At 38.8% G+C, this 17,142-nt stretch carries 13 protein-coding genes; 6 read left to right on the plus strand and 7 right to left on the minus strand.

Annotation, left to right across the window (positions count from 1 at the left end; genetic code table 11):
- Positions 1-41: 41 nt before the first annotated feature.
- Positions 42-851, plus strand: coding sequence for a phosphate/phosphite/phosphonate ABC transporter substrate-binding protein (locus NRL14_RS00410; protein WP_007376105.1), 810 nt, complete (start codon positions 42-44; stop codon positions 849-851).
- Entirely contained in the window at positions 838-3,066 is a 2,229-nt protein-coding gene (locus NRL14_RS00415) for an ATP-binding protein (RefSeq protein WP_306723725.1), read from the plus strand. Before NRL14_RS00410 ends, NRL14_RS00415 begins: the two co-directional genes overlap by 14 nt.
- Positions 3,067-3,103: 37 nt before the next feature.
- Here NRL14_RS00415 and NRL14_RS00420 read toward each other — a convergent pair whose 3' ends face one another.
- Complete coding sequence (locus NRL14_RS00420) at positions 3,104-4,621, minus strand: S10 family peptidase (RefSeq protein ID WP_008134559.1); 1,518 nt, start codon at positions 4,619-4,621, stop codon at positions 3,104-3,106.
- A gap of 279 nt (positions 4,622-4,900) precedes the next feature.
- Between NRL14_RS00420 and NRL14_RS00425 the strand changes: the two genes are divergently transcribed.
- The 3 genes from NRL14_RS00425 to NRL14_RS00435 all read left to right on the plus strand — a co-directional run bounded on the left by NRL14_RS00425 (position 4,901) and on the right by NRL14_RS00435 (position 7,910).
- Positions 4,901-6,124 carry a response regulator gene (locus NRL14_RS00425; RefSeq protein WP_008134558.1) on the plus strand — a complete coding sequence of 408 codons (1,224 nt, stop codon included), beginning with the start codon at positions 4,901-4,903 and terminating at the stop codon, positions 6,122-6,124.
- Positions 6,125-6,332: 208 nt separating this feature from the next.
- The gene (locus tag NRL14_RS00430) at positions 6,333-6,671 is read left to right on the plus strand and encodes a P-II family nitrogen regulator (protein ID WP_004587162.1); all 339 of its coding nucleotides are present in this window, start codon (positions 6,333-6,335) and stop codon (positions 6,669-6,671) included.
- Positions 6,672-6,680: 9 nt separating this feature from the next.
- Positions 6,681-7,910 (plus strand): ammonium transporter, encoded by a 1,230-nt coding sequence (locus NRL14_RS00435; RefSeq protein ID WP_033015526.1) that lies wholly within the window; start codon positions 6,681-6,683, stop codon positions 7,908-7,910.
- 146 nt (positions 7,911-8,056) lie between these two features.
- Here the strand turns inward: NRL14_RS00435 and NRL14_RS00440 are convergent, their stop codons facing one another.
- Positions 8,057-8,242 (minus strand): hypothetical protein, encoded by a 186-nt coding sequence (locus NRL14_RS00440; RefSeq protein ID WP_239462867.1) that lies wholly within the window; start codon positions 8,240-8,242, stop codon positions 8,057-8,059.
- Here NRL14_RS00440 and mrcB point away from each other — a divergent pair.
- Positions 8,229-10,403 (plus strand): penicillin-binding protein 1B, encoded by a 2,175-nt coding sequence (gene mrcB / locus NRL14_RS00445; protein ID WP_306723726.1) that lies wholly within the window; start codon positions 8,229-8,231, stop codon positions 10,401-10,403. The two genes, NRL14_RS00440 and mrcB, sit on opposite strands and share 14 nt — an antisense overlap.
- 66 nt (positions 10,404-10,469) lie before the next feature.
- Here mrcB and NRL14_RS00450 read toward each other — a convergent pair whose 3' ends face one another.
- The 5 genes from NRL14_RS00450 to NRL14_RS00470 all read right to left on the minus strand — a co-directional run bounded on the left by NRL14_RS00450 (position 10,470) and on the right by NRL14_RS00470 (position 17,125).
- Positions 10,470-12,311 (minus strand): methyl-accepting chemotaxis protein, encoded by a 1,842-nt coding sequence (locus NRL14_RS00450; RefSeq protein ID WP_033023282.1) that lies wholly within the window; start codon positions 12,309-12,311, stop codon positions 10,470-10,472.
- Positions 12,312-12,490: 179 nt separating this feature from the next.
- The gene (gene hemL / locus NRL14_RS00455; protein WP_306723727.1) at positions 12,491-13,771 is read right to left on the minus strand and encodes a glutamate-1-semialdehyde 2,1-aminomutase; all 1,281 of its coding nucleotides are present in this window, start codon (positions 13,769-13,771) and stop codon (positions 12,491-12,493) included.
- A gap of 33 nt (positions 13,772-13,804) precedes the next feature.
- On the minus strand, positions 13,805-14,821 hold the full coding sequence (locus NRL14_RS00460; protein ID WP_007376115.1) for an aspartate carbamoyltransferase: 1,017 nt from the start codon (positions 14,819-14,821) through the stop codon (positions 13,805-13,807).
- 171 nt (positions 14,822-14,992) lie between these two features.
- A complete protein-coding gene (locus NRL14_RS00465; RefSeq protein WP_306723728.1) occupies positions 14,993-15,427 on the minus strand; it encodes a CopD family protein in 435 nt (144 codons plus the stop codon).
- Positions 15,428-15,442: 15 nt separating this feature from the next.
- The gene (locus tag NRL14_RS00470; RefSeq protein WP_007376117.1) at positions 15,443-17,125 is read right to left on the minus strand and encodes a chloride channel protein; all 1,683 of its coding nucleotides are present in this window, start codon (positions 17,123-17,125) and stop codon (positions 15,443-15,445) included.
- Between the last annotated feature and the right edge of the window lie 17 nt (positions 17,126-17,142).

Raw genomic sequence — 17,142 nt, forward strand, 5'->3', positions numbered from 1 at the left:
ACTAAGCTAATAGTAATAACACACTCATATTAGGAGAGCTGATGAAGTATGTCGTTGCTATGTTATGTTTATTGCAAAGTTCATGGTTGTTTTCTCAAGAATATACTTTTGGTGTTGTACCTCAGTATGAATCGCAAAAATTGAATGCTATTTGGCAGCCTTTACTCAAACAAGTGAGTGAGCAAACAGGTGTAAAAATTGAGTTAATTACGGTTAAGTCTATACCTGTTTTTGAACAGGCTTTTGCTAATGGAGAATATGATTTTGCTTATATGAACCCTTGGCACAGTGTTGTAGCACATGAAAAACAAGGTTATTTACCCTTAATAAAAGATGCAGGGCGATCACTCCAAGGTGTTTTAGTTGTTAATAAAAAAAGTGGTATAGATAATTTAAGCCAGTTAGAGGGAGCTGAAATTGCGTTTCCTGCACCAAATGCACTAGGTGCTTCATTGTTAATGCGCGCCGATTTAGCTTTACTGTATGGACTAAAAATTAAGCCCGTTTATGTACAAACACACTCTTCGGTGTACTTAAACGTAGCACTGAACTCGACTAAAGCGGGAGGTGGAGTTTTAGGTACATTAAAACAGCAACCTAAAAATTTACAACAAAAGCTCAAAGTTATTTATAAAACTCGTGAAATTAGCCGCCATCCAATTGTTGCTCACCCGAGAGTTGCAAGTGAAATACAGCTTAAGGTACAGCGTGCTTTTTTAAATATAGGCGAAAGTGATGAGCATAAACATTTATTTGCAGGGATCCCAATTATAGAGCCCAGTATTGCGACCTTAGCGGAGTATCAACAATTAACTGAATGGGGGCTAAGCGCATTTTATGTTGAGAATTAATTGGTGGCGTAGTCTGCGAGTACAAAGCTTTGTTGCTGTAATAACATTTGGTTTTTTATTGGTTTGTCTTTTTATTTTTTACGCACTACCAGAGCAAGCTCGTTGGGTTAACGAAGGACTTTCTAAAACCGCACAACGGTCACTGCAACAACTGTCTACTTCAGTAACAACTCCTTTGCTTACTCGCCAATATGCTGAACTTTACGAGCAGGTTGATAGCCAGCTAGAAATTCAACCGAATTGGAAAAGAATCCAAGTTATAGATGAGGTAACAAAAAACCAATTGTATCCATTGGACACTTGGCAGGGCACAATTGAGCGTAGTGATGTTGTACTAAGTCAGCAGGTTTTATTTTTAGATAAACCTCTAGCAAAAATTATTTTAGTCGCTAATTTCACTAACGAAATAAATGAATCCTCAAAGCTGCATTACACACTAATATACAGTCAATTTACCATACTCGTTATTTTTTTCATGGCACTTGCTTGGTTAGTTGATTATCGAATCACAACGCCTTTGCGCAGACTGGAATTTGCTTTTTCAAAGCTCGCAAAAGGCGATTTTAATTGTCATGTTGATAGGCAACAAAAGAATGAAATTGGCAGTGTTATCAATGCATTTAATAAAATGGCTATTGAAGTTCAAAGTAATCATCAAAAATTGAATAGGCTGCGCATTGAGGCTGAATCGGCAAGTAAAGCAAAGTCTGATTTCATGGCAAGTATGAGCCATGAATTACGCACTCCGTTAAATGCTATTTTAGGTTTCGCTCAGTTATATGAATATGACGAATTTGCTAATAATATACAAAAAGGTAACGCCAAAAGTATTTACCGAGCTGGTGAACACTTACTCTTATTGATTAATGATGTACTTGATTTAACGGCTATCGAGTCTGGAAATATGCAATTTAATTTTGATTATGTGCCTATCAAACCACTTATCGAAGATTCTGTGGAGCTTGTAAGTGAATTAGCAAAAGCACAGTCAATGACTCTGTACACTGAAGGGTTCGATTTACTTAAAGGACTAAATTTTTATATTGATAAACGTCGCTTTAAACAAGTAATGTTAAATTTACTCTCTAATGCGATTAAATATAATAAACGAAATGGTGAGATTTACATAAGTTGTAAAATTTTAAATAATCAGCAGTGTGAAATTAGCGTTGCTGACACAGGGGGTGGCTTTGCAAATGATGATATTTCTCGATTGTTTAAACCTTTCGATCGATTAGGTGCAGAAACGAGGAAGGTCCATGGCACAGGTATTGGACTGGTCATTACCAAGGAGTTGGTTGAGCGCATGCAAGGAAAAATATCAGTACAAAGTGAATTAAATAAAGGATCGTGCTTCAGTTTGACGTTTAATACTTTTGAACAGGCTGGTTTTTCTTCTAATTCAGATGCTTGCGTAATCAAAGATAAAAACTTTTCAGCAAATTCTTTGCCTATTTTAGATGTATTAGTTGCTGAGGATCAGATTACCAATCAACAAGTATTAAAGCAGCAATTAACAATACTCGGTGTGCGCTCAACTTTTGTAAGTAATGGAGAGCAGGCTTGGCAAACATTACAAAACAAGCACTTTGATGTTTTACTTACGGATATCCAAATGCCTCTTTTAGATGGTTTTGAGCTAACGACAAGAATACGAAAAGATAGTCGTTTCGAACCTTTGATCATTATTGCCATTACAGCCAATATTGTTAAAAAGAATTTAGACGATTGCCATAAAGTAGGTATGAATGGTTTTTTAACTAAGCCTGTTGAGTTAGTGAAACTTAAATCACTTTTAATTAAGCACACGAAAACAGTGGTTAATTCTGAGGTTAAAACCAATCAAAAGCCTGAAACAGCGACCCATTCGTGTGATCAACTCGACTTATCTGTGTTGCGTGCAATGCTCGGAGATGATCCCGCAGTACATTGCATGGTATTTAATGCATTTTTGCAAACAGCAGGGGAGCAAGTTAAGTTGATACGTGAGTATGCAAGCTGCGATAACTTTACTGGCATAGCATTTCAGGCCCATGGCTTAAAATCATCATCAAAATCAGTGGCGACGATACGACTTGCAGATATTTGTCAGGAAGTTGAAACTTTGGCAGAAAATAAAAGTGTCCAAAGCAACTTAATTGAAGAGTTAGAGTTATGTTTTAACGCTGTGATAGCTCAGTTAAGTCGTTATTGTCAGCAATATGAAAATAAATAGGTGGCTCAATAAGAGCCACCTCTAGTAAATTTAGAGATTAGTATTTTGCGGCTTGGCCTTCTTTAGGCAAGGCATTTTTAATAAAGTTACGCAGGTCATTATTAGAGCTTTCTAGATCAGCATGGCGAAGGTACATCATGTGCCCGCTTCTATAGCCCTTAAAACTCAAACGTTCCCTCATTTTTCCGCTAGGATCTAACTGCCATAACGTGTATTTAGCATCAAAGTAATTGGTTGCGCCATCAAAGTACCCTGATTGGATCATGACGTTTAAATAAGGGTTTTGCGCCATTGCCAAACGAAGGTTTTCGCCAGTATTGTTACCCGTTCTATCCCAAGGGTGAACATTACCGAATAAGTTATATTTTACATCTGTTTTATAGTTTAACTCTTCACGTAAGTAGTAATTAATTGCAGGGGTAAAAGAGTGTAACCATGACGTAAGTTCAGCCCAGTAATCAGGAGACTCACCTGCGCCTCGTTTATCCATCCCCAAATAGCGAGAGTCTAGACGCCCTAAAGTTTGACCACGTTCACGTAGTAATTCTTTCCAGAAAAACTGGGTTGGAATATCTAAGTTATTTTGCTCAACAAATTTTTCTGACAAGCCAGCATAGTGCGCCATTTTTGTAATTATACGACGTTTTTCATCTGCATTAATAAAGCCACCTTTAGCAAGAGCTGGGATTAACTCATTTACAGTAAACAGCTCAACTTCTGGTAATAGCTCGTCTAAGTCTTTAGCTTGTAAATCGGCTTTAAGTGCTTTGTGATACCAAGCAGTTGCAGCGAAGTAAGGTAGGCGGTTGGCAGCTTTTATTGGGCCATCGCGCTTAATACCAATATCGGTAGGTGATACGAGTACAACACCGTTAATATACATCCACTGACTGTTTTGAAGCTCATGAGCTAAACCCGATACACGTGTTGTGCCATAGCTTTCGCCAATTAAAAATTTAGGCGAGCGCCAGCGCTCTGCTCTATTTACAAAAGTATTTAACCATTCAGCAAGGTATTTAATATCGGCATTTACACCAAAAAATAGCTCTTTTTGCTTTGCTTTAGAAAGGAGTTCGCCTTTCTCATTTTCAAGTACGCGAGAATAACCGGTATTTACCGGGTTTACATAAACAATATCGGCAATATCAAGCACTGAGTAAGGATTATCTTTTACGCCATAAGGCTGAATAGGGTAACCTTCGTCATCAATTTTTAATACTCTAGGCCCAGTATAGGCAAGGTGCATCCATACTGATGCAGAGCCGGGACCACCATTAAAAGAAATGAGTAGTGGGCGAGTTGTTCTGTCGTCTACTTTGTCACGGGTATAGTAGGTATATTGAAGCGTTGCAATCGCATCGCCTTTATCATCCCACACAGGTTGCGTACCTGTGGCAACTGTATAGCCAAAACGTTGGCCGTTAATTTTGGCTTTGTGTTGAGTAATTACTTTACTGTCGACATCTATACGGCGTTGGTTATCTGCAAGTGAGGCAGTACTGAGGACTAAGGTGATAATAGCGATTGGTAAACTGATAATCCGACAAAGCGTCATGAGGTATCCTTATTATTGTTGATAGGCTATTAAAAGCAATTACTAGCTAAATAACAAAAGTATTGAGACTAGTGACCGATATTTTTGGTTGAATAAGTAATAATGTGCTTTTAGGTTAATTTATAATTTATTTATTTAGCTACTTATAAAAATCCGGTATATTTACGTGCCAGCTTATTATTGACTCTTTTGTATGATTTTATACCGTGAGAATGAAGTGGTGATATTTTGTACTTGCGGCTATACCGCAAAATTAATCAGAAGTTAAGAGAAGGGTCTATGCAAAGAGTATTAGTGGTCGAAGACAGTAAAGTAGTACAGCAGGTTCTACGCCACTTAACTGCACATTATTTAGACGTTACTGTCGATTTCGCTTGGTCTTTAGCTGAATGTGAAGCGAATGTTGAAAAACATAAATACTCACTTGCTCTTGTAGACTTAACGTTGCCTGATGCACCGAACGGGGAAGTTGCAAAATATACCTTATCTAAAAAAATCCCAACCGTTGTACTGACTTCAAAAATTGATGAATATAAACGCCAGCAAATGCTTGAGTTAGGGGTTGTCGATTACGTAATAAAAGATAATCGCGATTCATATCACTACGCGGTGAAGTTGGTAGCACAGCTTCTGCGAAACCAAGGGTGTAAAGCATTAATCGCAGATGATTCTGTATTGAGTCGTTCCTTGATGAAGCAAATGCTCGAAAAGCAATTATTTGATGTAACAGCGGCACACGATGGCCAACAAGCGCTTGATATATTAAAGGCAGACCCTGACATTAAGTTACTGATGACTGATTATGCAATGCCTACAATGGACGGTTTTGAACTAGTTAAAGCGGTGCGAAATTTTAGAGGCCGTGATGATTTAGCGATTATAGGATTATCGGGGGCTGGAAAACATGGTTTATCGGCCCGCTTTATCAAATATGGCGCGAACGATTTTTTAACAAAACCGTTTATGAATGAAGAGTTTCATTGTCGGGTGTTACAAACAATGGAACAGCTTTCGTTAATTGCAGATATCAAAGAGAGTGCTTTTAGAGATCATTTAACGGGTCTTTATAATCGACGTTATTTTTATCAATATGCAGAAAAATTATTAAAAACTAAAAATCAAAATAACACCTTAGCTTTACTCGATATCGATCTTTTCAAAAACATAAACGATACATTAGGACACGAAGGTGGTGATCAAGCGTTAAAGCAAGTAGGAGCACTGATTCGTTCTGCATTTGCTAACTTTACTGTTGCGAGAGTTGGGGGGGAGGAATTTGCCATTATTTTACCTGATATAGGGCTAGCTAGAGGGCGCGAATACCTCGAAGCATTTAGAAAAAAAATGGCAACGTATGATTTTTCTATCAGCGATCGGTCATTCACTATTACTACTAGTATTGGTTTAGCCGAATTTCAAAACACAAGCTTAAGCGATGCAATGCGCGTTGCAGACACTGCTTTATACGAAGCTAAAAATAGAGGACGCAACTGTATTGTATAAATGCATTATTGCTTTTAATTGGTGCAGAATCATCTAATGCACCAATGTAGCTGGCTTGTTAAAAAAACGCACCTAAATGGTGCGTTTTTTTTGTCTTTTTTTTTGGTTTTGTAGTTAAGTTATTGTTTAATAATACTATAAAATAGTGGCACAAAGGTTGGATTGTATTGGCTAACAGGATAACAATAAAGAGTCCGAGGGGGCCGCTATGAAAATGATTAGTGCAATCATAAAACCATTTAAGTTAGATGATGTGCGTGAAGCACTCGCTGATTTAGGGATTGAAGGAATGACAGTAGTTGATGTTAAAGGTTTTGGGCGTCAACGAGGTCATACAGAATTGTATCGTGGAGCTGAATACCAAGTAGATTTTATTCCAAAAATTAAACTTGAAATTGCGACTCGTACTGAGAATTGTCAGCGTGTTGTAGAAGCAATTACTAAAATCGCATCAACAGGTAAAATCGGTGACGGGAAAATTTTTGTGTACGACCTAGATCAAATTGTCCGTATCCGTACTGGCGAACTTGACGAAGAAGCGATTTAAGGGGGAATCATGGAAAATACAATAATAGAACTAAAATTTTCACTCGATACCTTCTATTTTTTAATATCAGGTATATTAGTAATGTGGATGGCAGCAGGTTTTGCCATGTTAGAAGCGGGTTTAGTTCGCTCTAAAAACACAGCTGAAATTTTAACTAAAAATGTCGCGCTATATTCAATTGCATGTACGATGTTTTTATTAGTTGGCTACAACATTATGTATGTAGACAATGCCGAAGGTGGTTTTATTCCTTCAATAGGCGCTTTAATTGGCACACAAGCTGCTGATGCTGACCATTCTTTAGAATCTGACTTTTTCTTCCAAGTAGTATTTGTTGCAACGGCTATGTCGATTGTATCAGGTGCTGTTGCTGAGCGTATGAAGCTATGGGCTTTCCTTGGCTTTGCTGTAGTACTTACTGGCTTTATCTACCCTGTTGAAGGTTACTGGACATGGGGTGGTGGTTTCTTATCTGAAATGGGCTTTGTAGATTTTGCAGGTTCTGCAATTGTACATGGTGCAGGTGCAGCTGCTGCACTAGCTGGTGTATTAATCCTAGGTGCTCGTAAAGGCAAATATGGTAAAAACGGTGAAATATACCCAATTCCAGGTTCAAACTTACCACTTGCTACACTCGGTACATTTATTTTATGGATGGGTTGGTTTGGCTTTAACGGTGGTTCTCAATTACTACTTTCGGATAAAGAAAACGCAACTGCGGTAGGTCAAATATTACTTAATACTAATGCAGCTGCTGCAATGGGTGCTATTGCTGCACTGTTTGTATGTAAGATACTTTGGGGCAAATCAGATTTAACCATGGTATTAAACGGTGCATTAGCAGGTTTAGTTGTAATTACTGCTGATCCACTTTCACCTTCTCCATTAATGGCATGTTTACTAGGTTTACTTGGTGGCTCATTAGTTGTGTTTAGCATTATAGCACTTGATAAAGTTAAGATTGACGATCCAGTTGGTGCTATCTCTGTACACGGTGTGTGTGGTGCATTAGGTATTATGTTAGTACCGCTAACTAATGGTGATGCAAGCTTTGTTAATCAGTTAATTGGTCTAGTGTGTATTCTTGCCTTTGTATTTGTAGCATCATTTATTGTTTGGACTGTGCTTAACAAAACGATGGGTATACGTGTAACAGAAGAAGAAGAGTTAAATGGTATGGATCAACACGATTGTGGTATTGAAGCCTACCCAGAATTTGTTTCTGTTCGAAATAGCTAATAGTTTATTTAAATAATAGTGTGTTTACACAAAGCCCTACTTCGGTAGGGCTTTTTTTGTTTCAGGGGGGGTTAACTTTTCGGATGTTAGGATATGCCCAATATGCTAAGCTCACACTCGTGAATAACCCTTGGAATAAATTACACTTAAATGGCCGACAATAACAAAACACCTACCAGCAAACCTGCAGCTAAACGTGCAAGAAAATCATCAAGCACGACAAAAAAAAGCACCTCAAAGGGGCGTAAAAAAACAGTTAAATCCACTGTTAAACGCTCTTTTATGCGAAAAACATGGTCAGTGTTTTGGAAATTAAGCTTGGCTGTTTTCATTGCTATGGCAATGTATTTAATTTATTTAGATTCAAAAACAACACGTATATTTGAAGGTAATAAATGGCAGTTACCAGCGCAGGTTTATGCTCGTTCAATGGCGTTTTATCCGGGGCAGTTTTTATCAAGTCAGGAAGTAGTGTTTGAGCTAGAGCGTTTAAATTACTCATCAGTTAATAGGCTGAGTCGAACAGGGCAGTTTGTTAAGACTGCAAATAGCATCAAAATTTATCGTCGTGATTTTGAGTTTTATGATGGCCTTGAAGAGTCCCATATTATTGAACTTCGTTTTTCAGGGCAAAAAGTGGCTACTATTAAAGATAAGTTTGGTAGGCGTTTAAATAGTGCTCGCTTAGAACCGGTGCAAATAGCCCGCATTGGTAACGATTCTAAACAAGATAGAGAATTTGTGCCATTGGATAAGTTTCCGGCAATGTTAAAAGATACTTTACTCGTTGTTGAAGATCGTAATTTTTATGAACACCATGGTGTATCTGTTTTTTCTATTTTACGTGCACTTTATACTAATATTAGAGCTGGGCGTACAGTGCAAGGAGGTAGCACACTTACCCAGCAGTTAGCTAAAAATATTTACCTAACGCGTGAGCGTTCTTTAATGCGAAAAATAAATGAGGCATTCATTGCACTTATTTTAGATTATCGTTATTCAAAAGATCAGATTCTTGAAGCTTATTTAAATGAAGTCTATTTAGGGCAGTCATACAACCAAGGTGTTCATGGGATGGGGCTTGCCTCTGACTTCTACTTTTCAAAGCCTGTAGACGAGCTTGAGTACGATCAAATTGCTCTGCTGGTGGCAATGGTTAAAGGCCCTTCTTATTACAATCCTCGTCGTTACAAAGAGCGCACAATGGAGCGCCGTGATTTAGTACTTCGCCTTATGGTTGAAAGTAAACTGCTTAGTACAAAAGAATATCGCGCATCACTTAAACGTCCAATTGATATTGCACCAATGAAAGCTAGTTTGCAAAAATCCTATCCGGGCTATTTAGAGTTAGTAAACAGGGAGCTAAATAAATTGTTGCCAGATCAACAAACACTAGATGCAGGTGTTAGGGTGTTTACCTATTTTGATCTACAAAAACAAACAGCAATGGAAGAATCTATTGAAAAGAGCTTACCGTATTTAGAAAAACGCCCAAAAACTGAAAAATTAGAAGCCGCCATGATTTCAGTTAATGTCGAAAAAGGCGGTGTATCGGCACTTGTTGCTGGGCGCGATGTACGTTACTCAGGGTTTAATCGTGTTTTAGATACAAAACGTAATATAGGCTCGTTAGTTAAACCAGCCGTGTATTTAACGGCGCTTCAGTTACCACATTATAATTTATCAACACTGCTTGATGATTCACCGTTGCAAGTAACAAATGAGCAAGGGAAAGTGTGGCAGCCTGAGAACTTTGATCATCAATACCGTGGTGCAATGCCTCTTTACAAAGCATTTAGTAACAGTATTAATATTCCTGCAGTAAATTTAGGGCTTGATGTAGGTGTTGATCAAGTGGCAAAAACATTAAAAGGGTTAGGTGCTACCGGGTCTATAGACGAATACCCGTCTCTGCTTTTAGGAGCTGTTGAAATGTCGAGTCTTGAAGTCGCTCAGCTTTATACAACAATTGCTGCTGATGGCGAATATAAAAAGCTCACTGCAATTTCGGCATTAACTGACTCGGTTGGTAAAGTACTTTATAAGCATCAAGTAAATGCAGAGCCTCGTTTTGATAAATCAGCAATGTACATGACTAAGTACGCAATGAAGCGCGTAACGAAAGACGGCACAGCTAAACGCTTAAATTTACACTTCCCGTCAATTCAACTAGCAGGTAAAACTGGAACCAGTAATGATTTACGTGATAGCTGGTTTGCAGGCTTTGATCAAAATACAGTGACTGTTGCGTGGCTTGGTCGAGACGACAACAAAAGTACGGGGTTAACAGGCAGTGTGGGAGCGCTTGAAGCCTATATACGTTACCTAAAGCCACTTAACCCACAAGCAATAGCTGATACTCGTCCGCCATCAATACGCTGGGCATTTGTAAATGAGCAAACGGGTAAGCAAGCGCCACCAGGATGTGGCAAGGTGATTCAGCTACCGCTTAGAGCGAGTGAGTTTGAGCCAAGACCACAATGCATTCGTTAATCTAAGACTACCTTAAACAATAAAGCCGCTTATTTAGCGGCTTTGTTGTGAATTAAAGTCAATTAATTATGATTTAAAAAAGCTCATAGACTTAGTTAGGTCATTAGATAAACGGCTTAACTGCTGGGCATCCTGAAGTGTTGATTGTGCCGAGATCAAGGTTTGATCCGCTAAGTTACTGACCGCTTGCGAGTCATTTAATGCTTGTGTTGTAGCATTTGATTGCTGTTTAACTCGTTCTGCAATAACTTCGCCCTGATGTTTAATATCACCCATGCTTTGTTCTGCACTTTGCAATACTTCGTTGGTTTGGTTGGCTGCTTTTACTGATTGTTCCATCTTCTCAACACTTGAACGCATTTTCTGTTGTGTGTCGTCAGAAGCTTGTTGCAATGAGCTAATAATTTGATGAATTTCTTGGGTTTGTGTTTGTGTACGCTGCGCTAAGGTTCTTACTTCATCAGCTACAACAGCAAATCCTCGACCATGTTCACCAGCTCTAGCTGCTTCAATAGCGGCATTAAGGGCTAATAAATTAGTTTGATCGGCGATTTCACTAATCCCTTTACTTACTTTACTTATTTCTTGGCTATCTTGCGCTAATCTGTCGAGTGCTTGCTGGCTTTCTGCAAATTCAATTTGCAAGTCTTGCATATATTTAGCCAGCTCCATTGTATTGTCTGAGCCTTGTTTTACATGTGAAGCGGCATCTTGAGCTGTCAGTGTCGCTTGGTGAGCTGACTCTTCAACAGTATGTGCAGTTTGTGCCATATCACTTAAAGCATTATGGATAGCATTTACACGTGTTTGTTGTTTAGTAACATCGTCACTTGTTTGGCTACTTGCATGCGATAGTGATTTTGTGGCATCACACAGTTCTACCGTACTTGCCTTTACATCTGACAATAAATGCGAGAATGCATTTAACAAAGCATTATATCTCGAAGCAATAATACTCATTTCATCACTACCAGTTGAGTGGAGAATTGCTTTTAAATCCCCATTAGCAGCTTTATTTGCGGCTTCAGCGAAGCGGTTTATAGTATCAACCACAGCAAAGTAGAAGCCGACCATTAAATAAAAGGCAAAAATTAAGCTACAAACTGAAGCAGCTAATACAATGTTACGTGTCCATTGTTGCGTTTTCAGTTTATTTTCAACTAAAGATTCTAGAGTTGGAATACTCTTATTTATTAATGTACTGATACTGTTATTAACATCATTTGTTAGCTGTTCAAATTTACTTTTACTTAGTTCTATATCATCTGGCTCAAGTAACTTTTTGTCTATCGCATTTTTGAATGCATACACAGTTTCTTGTAGTTGCTGTAGAGCAGGGGTAAGTATTTTACTAACTGATTTGTCTGCTGCAGTTGCTACGGTTAAAGTTTTTTCTAATTGCTTTTCATACAGAGGCAATGACTTACTAAGATTGGAGAGAGCAATAAATGTATCGGGTGTAAATCGGTTACTGGTTAGTACTGTATTTGCGCTTTCGGTCGTTAAATTTATTTGCATTATAAGTGCAGGGATCGGGGTGACTAATGCGCGATTTACATAAGCACTGGCAAGTTGGCTATCAAGTGCTAAATTAGACTCAATTGAAACAAGTTCTAGCACATCATCAGCTTGACCATCTTTTATTGTGAAGCCTAGTTCGCGAGCAACTTTTATATTTTTACTGCTTGTTCCAAGCATTTGATTATTAAGTATGGCTTGATAACCTTTTAAGCCTTGCTGCTGCATTTTAGATACGTTAATGCTATCACTTAATAGCGACACTAGAAAAAACAAACTAATAGCAAGAGGAACTAACAATATACCAAATGTAAGGCTAATTTTTGTTTTGTACTTTAAATTAGCCATTAGCCTGGTGGCAGGTGCTGTGAATTGTCGTAATCCTGACATAAGACTCTCTTGTATTATTGAATAGGGAATTAATGCTAACTAGACCTTGTTAAGGTTAATTATCATTCATTTAAATTACTTTACAAATAAAAAAAGCCCTTTTGGGCTTTTTTTAATCATTTATATTAATTATACGCATTAAAAACAGGCGTTTAATTAATACAAAAGTAATTTTTAAGTTACAGTTTAGCAAATGAGCGTTCGGCAGCTGCGATGGTCTCTTTTACTTCCTGAACAGAGTGTGCAGCACATACAAAACCGGCCTCAAACGCAGATGGTGCTAAGTAAACACCTTCTTCAAGCATAAGGTGGAAAAAACGTTTAAAACGCTCTAAGTCACATTCAGTTGCTTGTTTGTAGGTTGTTACTTTTTCCGCATTGGTAAAAAAGAATCCATACATCCCGCCTGCGTAATTAGTCGTTAACGCAATACCTGCTTTTTTAGCGCCAGCTTCAAATCCTTCACAAATTGCTTTTGAAATTGCTTCTAGCTTATCGTGCAGGCCTGGCTCACTTAATAGCTCCAGTGATTTTAAACCAGCAGCCATTGCAATAGGGTTACCAGAAAGAGTGCCCGCTTGATATACAGGGCCAACAGGTGCAATGTAATCCATTATTTCTGTTTTACCACCAAACGCGCCAACGGGCATGCCGCCGCCAATTACTTTACCTAAACACGTAAGATCTGGTTTAATGTTGTAATAAGCTTGTGCGCCGCCAAGTGCCACTCGAAAACCCGTCATTACTTCATCAAAAATAAGTACTGATTTATATTCGTCACACACATCGCGTAAACCTTCTAAAAAGCCTGGCACAGGTGGTATGCAGTTCATGTTACCGGCTACTGGCTCTACAATAATACAAGCAATTTCGTCTGCGTATTTTGCAAAAATAGCCTTTACTTCATCTAAGTTATTAAACGATACCGTAAGCGTATGCTTTGCAAAGTCTTCTGGAATACCTGGAGAGTTCGGTACGCCCATTGTTAGTGCACCTGAGCCTGCTTTAACTAATAACGAATCTGCATGGCCGTGGTAACACCCTTCAAACTTTAATATTTTATCGCGACCTGTAAAACCACGTGCCAAACGAATTGCACTCATAGTTGCTTCAGTACCTGAGCTGACCATACGCACTTTTTCGATTGATGGGACTAGCTCTTTTACTTTTTCAGCCATTAAAATTTCGGCTTCAGTTGGCGCGCCATAACTGAGGCCGTTTTCTACTGCTTCGTGAACGGCTTGTTTAATCGCAGGGTGGTTATGCCCCATAATCATTGGCCCCCAAGAGCCAACGTAATCAATGTAACGATTACCATCAGCGTCAAATGTAAACGCACCTTCTGCTTTTGTAATAAATAGCGGCGTACCGCCTACACCATTAAAAGCACGAACTGGCGAATTTACGCCACCTGGAATAGAGGCTTGAGCGCGTTCAAATAAGTCTTGGCTAATTGTCATGAAAAATCCTATAAATTGTCACTTAAAAGGGGCTTAGCTATCGCGTTTGCGGCTAAACCAAGGTACGTCTACTTCATACTTCTCAACTTTGTTTTCTACGCCGAGTGTTAAAGCAAACAGTGCCATACGAATTAATACACCATTTTGTACTTGGCGAAATATAGCTAAATTGTCGTTAGCGTTTAAGTCATTATCGAGCTCGTTGGCTTCAATACGACTGTCACGCGGAAGTGGATGCATAAGAACAGAGTTAGGTTTACAGTGTGCACTGTAAATTGATTGGCTAATTCTAAATCCACCTCGGTATTTATTTGCTTCTTCTTGTGAAGGAAAGCGTTCTTCTTGAATACGTGTTTGATAAACGATGTCGGCCGCTAAATTGCCTTCCATCTTGTCTACCAATTCAATTTTGTGACCCGCGTTATCTACTGCGTCTAAGATGTAGTCAGGCATTTGTAAGCCATCGGGAGCAACCATCGAAAATTTTACATTTTTATAATGGCACAATAGTTTTGAAAGCGAGTGTACGGTGCGACCATATTTTAAATCGCCCACTAAGGCTATATGCATACCATCAATGTTTTGATCAAAACGGCTGAGTTCACGTTCAATAGTGAGTAAGTCAAGTAAGGCTTGAGTGGGGTGCTCATTTGGGCCATCGCCACCATTAATTACTGGTACGCTACAGCCCGTAGCAAACTCACTGACCGAGCCTGAATCTGGGTGACGCATAGCGACAGCATCAGCATAAGCTGAAATAACACGTGCGGTATCGTAAAGTGATTCCCCTTTTGCAAGGGCTGAGCTTTGCATACCGGTTGTTTCACGAACTAAACCACCGAGTAAGTTAAAGGCTGTACCAAAGCTTACACGTGTTCGTGTGCTTGGCTCAAAAAACAAGTTAGCTAAAATAGCGCCTTCAAGTACGTTGGTACGTTTTTGTTTTTTAGCATAAGGCTCCATTTTTTTAGCAACTGCAAAAATGCGTTCAATACAGTCCCTGTCTAGCTGACTAACAGACAGTATATTTTCACCTTGGAAACTTAACATGGGGTTATTCCTAGTTTTTCAAAAGGGCGCGATAATCCAAAAAATGGGGCACGCAATCGCGCGTATTAAAACAAAATTAAAATGTGACTTAACCTGAACTCTGGTTGGGTTGCTCACTAAAACATTGAGAAATAATGATATTTAAATTTATTCATCTCTAGCCAGAGGTTTTCACAAGCTAGGCTTTATTACTGCTAATGCCACAATTATGAGTAGCGCAATAACAGGTAGCTCGTTAAAAATTCGGTAAAAACGATCCGTTTTAGTGTTTAGGTCATGCTTAAAGTCGCTCAATAATTTAAAACAGTAGCCGTGGTATATATACAAAATAATAACGAGTACAAGTTTGTAATGTAGCCACATGCTGTATCTAAACCAATCACGACCATACTCAACAATGGTTAGTACTCCAAATACAGCCGTTAAAACAGCAAATGGGGTGACAAAATAAAGTAGTCTGCGCTCCATAACTTTAAGCATAGAGTTACACGACTTTTCTTCGCTCATGGCGTGATATACAAATAATCGAGGTAAGTAAAAAATACCGGCAAACCACGCAATCATAAAAAATATGTGGAGTGTTTTATAAATCAATAATGCGCTCATAATAATCCTTATTGTTTAAAGTAAGCTGTTACGAATGGTCAAAATATGATGAATTTGGTCCCAACGTAAAAGCCCCATAATTTGTTGATTATCTAAAAGGTTGTAAACGTACAGTGCGCCACTTCTTTTGTCTTTTAACATATCGAATGCATCGGCTAGTGTTGCTTGGCTACTAATGCCCTGCAGGCTAATGTAGTTTAAATTGATGGCCTGATCAGACATTAGACTTAAATCGTATTCAGCAAGCCTGTAGCCATTCTCCTCATCAAATACAATAAGTGGTGTTTGGCTATCCATAGCATCAAGGGTATTTTTTATTTGCTCTTTATCATCTGAATATAGCAATTTGAAATTTTCGTCCATGTCATCCATTATCCCTACTTTTTGTAGCGCTTCTGTGGCTGGAGATACATGATAGGGAAGTCCCTGAAAATCTAATTGCTGTAAAAATATGGAGCGATTTCCAAAAAATTGTAATGCAGTTACATAGGCTGTCGTTATAACAAGCATGGCAGGCACAATAATCTCAGGCGATGATGTTAGCTCCATAACGGTTGTTAAAGCAGCTAATGGGGCATGCAACGTTGCAGCCATTAATCCCGCCATTCCTAAAACCCCATAAGTACCTGCTATATCAGTTCCAGGACTAATAAATTGTGCGCAAAAGGCCATAAGAGTACCAATTAATACGCCAAGTCCGATCACTGGGCCAATTAACCCACCAGGAATACCCAAACCAATCGCAAATAAAGTGGCAAGTAATTTGGCAATTAAAATGGTGGTAAGTAATTTTACGTTCTCAGGGGATTCTACCGCAATGGTAATTGCACTCATACCTGACCCCATTGCTTGTGGTACTGCGTATGCAATTAAACTGGCAATACAGCCTGCAATCAATAGGCGAGGGAACATACTCAAAGGCTTAAATGTTTTAATAATTAACATTAAATTTTGATTAAAGCTAAATGCAATTGCACCGAGTGCCATGCCGCACAATATTAAATATGGGTAGTGCCAACCGCTAAGTGGCGCTATTGTAATAAGAGCAAGTTCAGAGCCTTCACCAAAAACAAATTGAGTAGCGAGTGCACCTGTAACCGCAGCAAGCATAATGGGCACAAATATATGTACTTTATATTCCCTAAGTACTACTTCCATTACGAAGATAACAGCTGCCAGTGGGGTATTAAATGAAGCAGCAATCCCAGCTGCAACACCACAACCCGTTAATGTACGCATCGCGTTATGAGGTAAGTGGAGCTTGTCGGCTAAAATGCTTGCACCAGTGGCGCCCATATGAACAGAAGGGCCTTCGCGGCCGACCGAAAAACCACTTATAAGTGCTAATGCACCACCAACAAACTGATTTACCGTATTATAAAGAGGCATTTGTCCGTAATGGCGCTTAATACGGTGAATAACAAAAGGAATGCCTAAACGATAATGTTTAAAGCCAGTAAACGCAGCAAAACACGCAATTAATAGTGCGGCTATTAGCGGCATTAAAACACGTTCAAGTGTTGGTAGGGTAGTAAAGTCGTCAGGTGTTTCTAAAAATAAGCTTTGGAAAAATAAAATAGTTAAACGAAATAAAATAATAAAAAATGCAGCAATCAATCCGGCAACTACGCCTAATAAGCATAATTGTACAGATGTTTTAGGTTTTGCCAGCCGACGCCTGAGTTGCTCAAGCCACATGCATTATTTCCTCGTCA

Source organism: Pseudoalteromonas sp. 20-92, from assembly GCF_030847595.1.
GTDB lineage: Bacteria > Pseudomonadota > Gammaproteobacteria > Enterobacterales > Alteromonadaceae > Pseudoalteromonas > Pseudoalteromonas fuliginea.

Excerpts from the sequence above, each read along its gene's own strand:
- NRL14_RS00435 (WP_033015526.1), top strand. The coding sequence starts at position 6,681 with ATGGAAAATACAATAATAGAACTAAAATTTTCACTCGATACCTTCTAT.
- NRL14_RS00470 (WP_007376117.1), bottom strand. The coding sequence starts at position 17,125 with ATGTGGCTTGAGCAACTCAGGCGTCGGCTGGCAAAACCTAAAACATCT.
- hemL (WP_306723727.1), bottom strand. The coding sequence starts at position 13,771 with ATGACAATTAGCCAAGACTTATTTGAACGCGCTCAAGCCTCTATTCCA.
- NRL14_RS00415 (WP_306723725.1), top strand. The coding sequence starts at position 838 with ATGTTGAGAATTAATTGGTGGCGTAGTCTGCGAGTACAAAGCTTTGTT.
- NRL14_RS00425 (WP_008134558.1), top strand. The coding sequence starts at position 4,901 with ATGCAAAGAGTATTAGTGGTCGAAGACAGTAAAGTAGTACAGCAGGTT.
- NRL14_RS00420 (WP_008134559.1), bottom strand. The coding sequence starts at position 4,621 with ATGACGCTTTGTCGGATTATCAGTTTACCAATCGCTATTATCACCTTA.
- NRL14_RS00440 (WP_239462867.1), bottom strand. The coding sequence starts at position 8,242 with ATGAAAACAGCCAAGCTTAATTTCCAAAACACTGACCATGTTTTTCGC.
- NRL14_RS00450 (WP_033023282.1), bottom strand. The coding sequence starts at position 12,311 with ATGTCAGGATTACGACAATTCACAGCACCTGCCACCAGGCTAATGGCT.
- NRL14_RS00410 (WP_007376105.1), top strand. The coding sequence starts at position 42 with ATGAAGTATGTCGTTGCTATGTTATGTTTATTGCAAAGTTCATGGTTG.
- NRL14_RS00460 (WP_007376115.1), bottom strand. The coding sequence starts at position 14,821 with ATGTTAAGTTTCCAAGGTGAAAATATACTGTCTGTTAGTCAGCTAGAC.
- NRL14_RS00430 (WP_004587162.1), top strand. The coding sequence starts at position 6,333 with ATGAAAATGATTAGTGCAATCATAAAACCATTTAAGTTAGATGATGTG.
- NRL14_RS00465 (WP_306723728.1), bottom strand. The coding sequence starts at position 15,427 with ATGAGCGCATTATTGATTTATAAAACACTCCACATATTTTTTATGATT.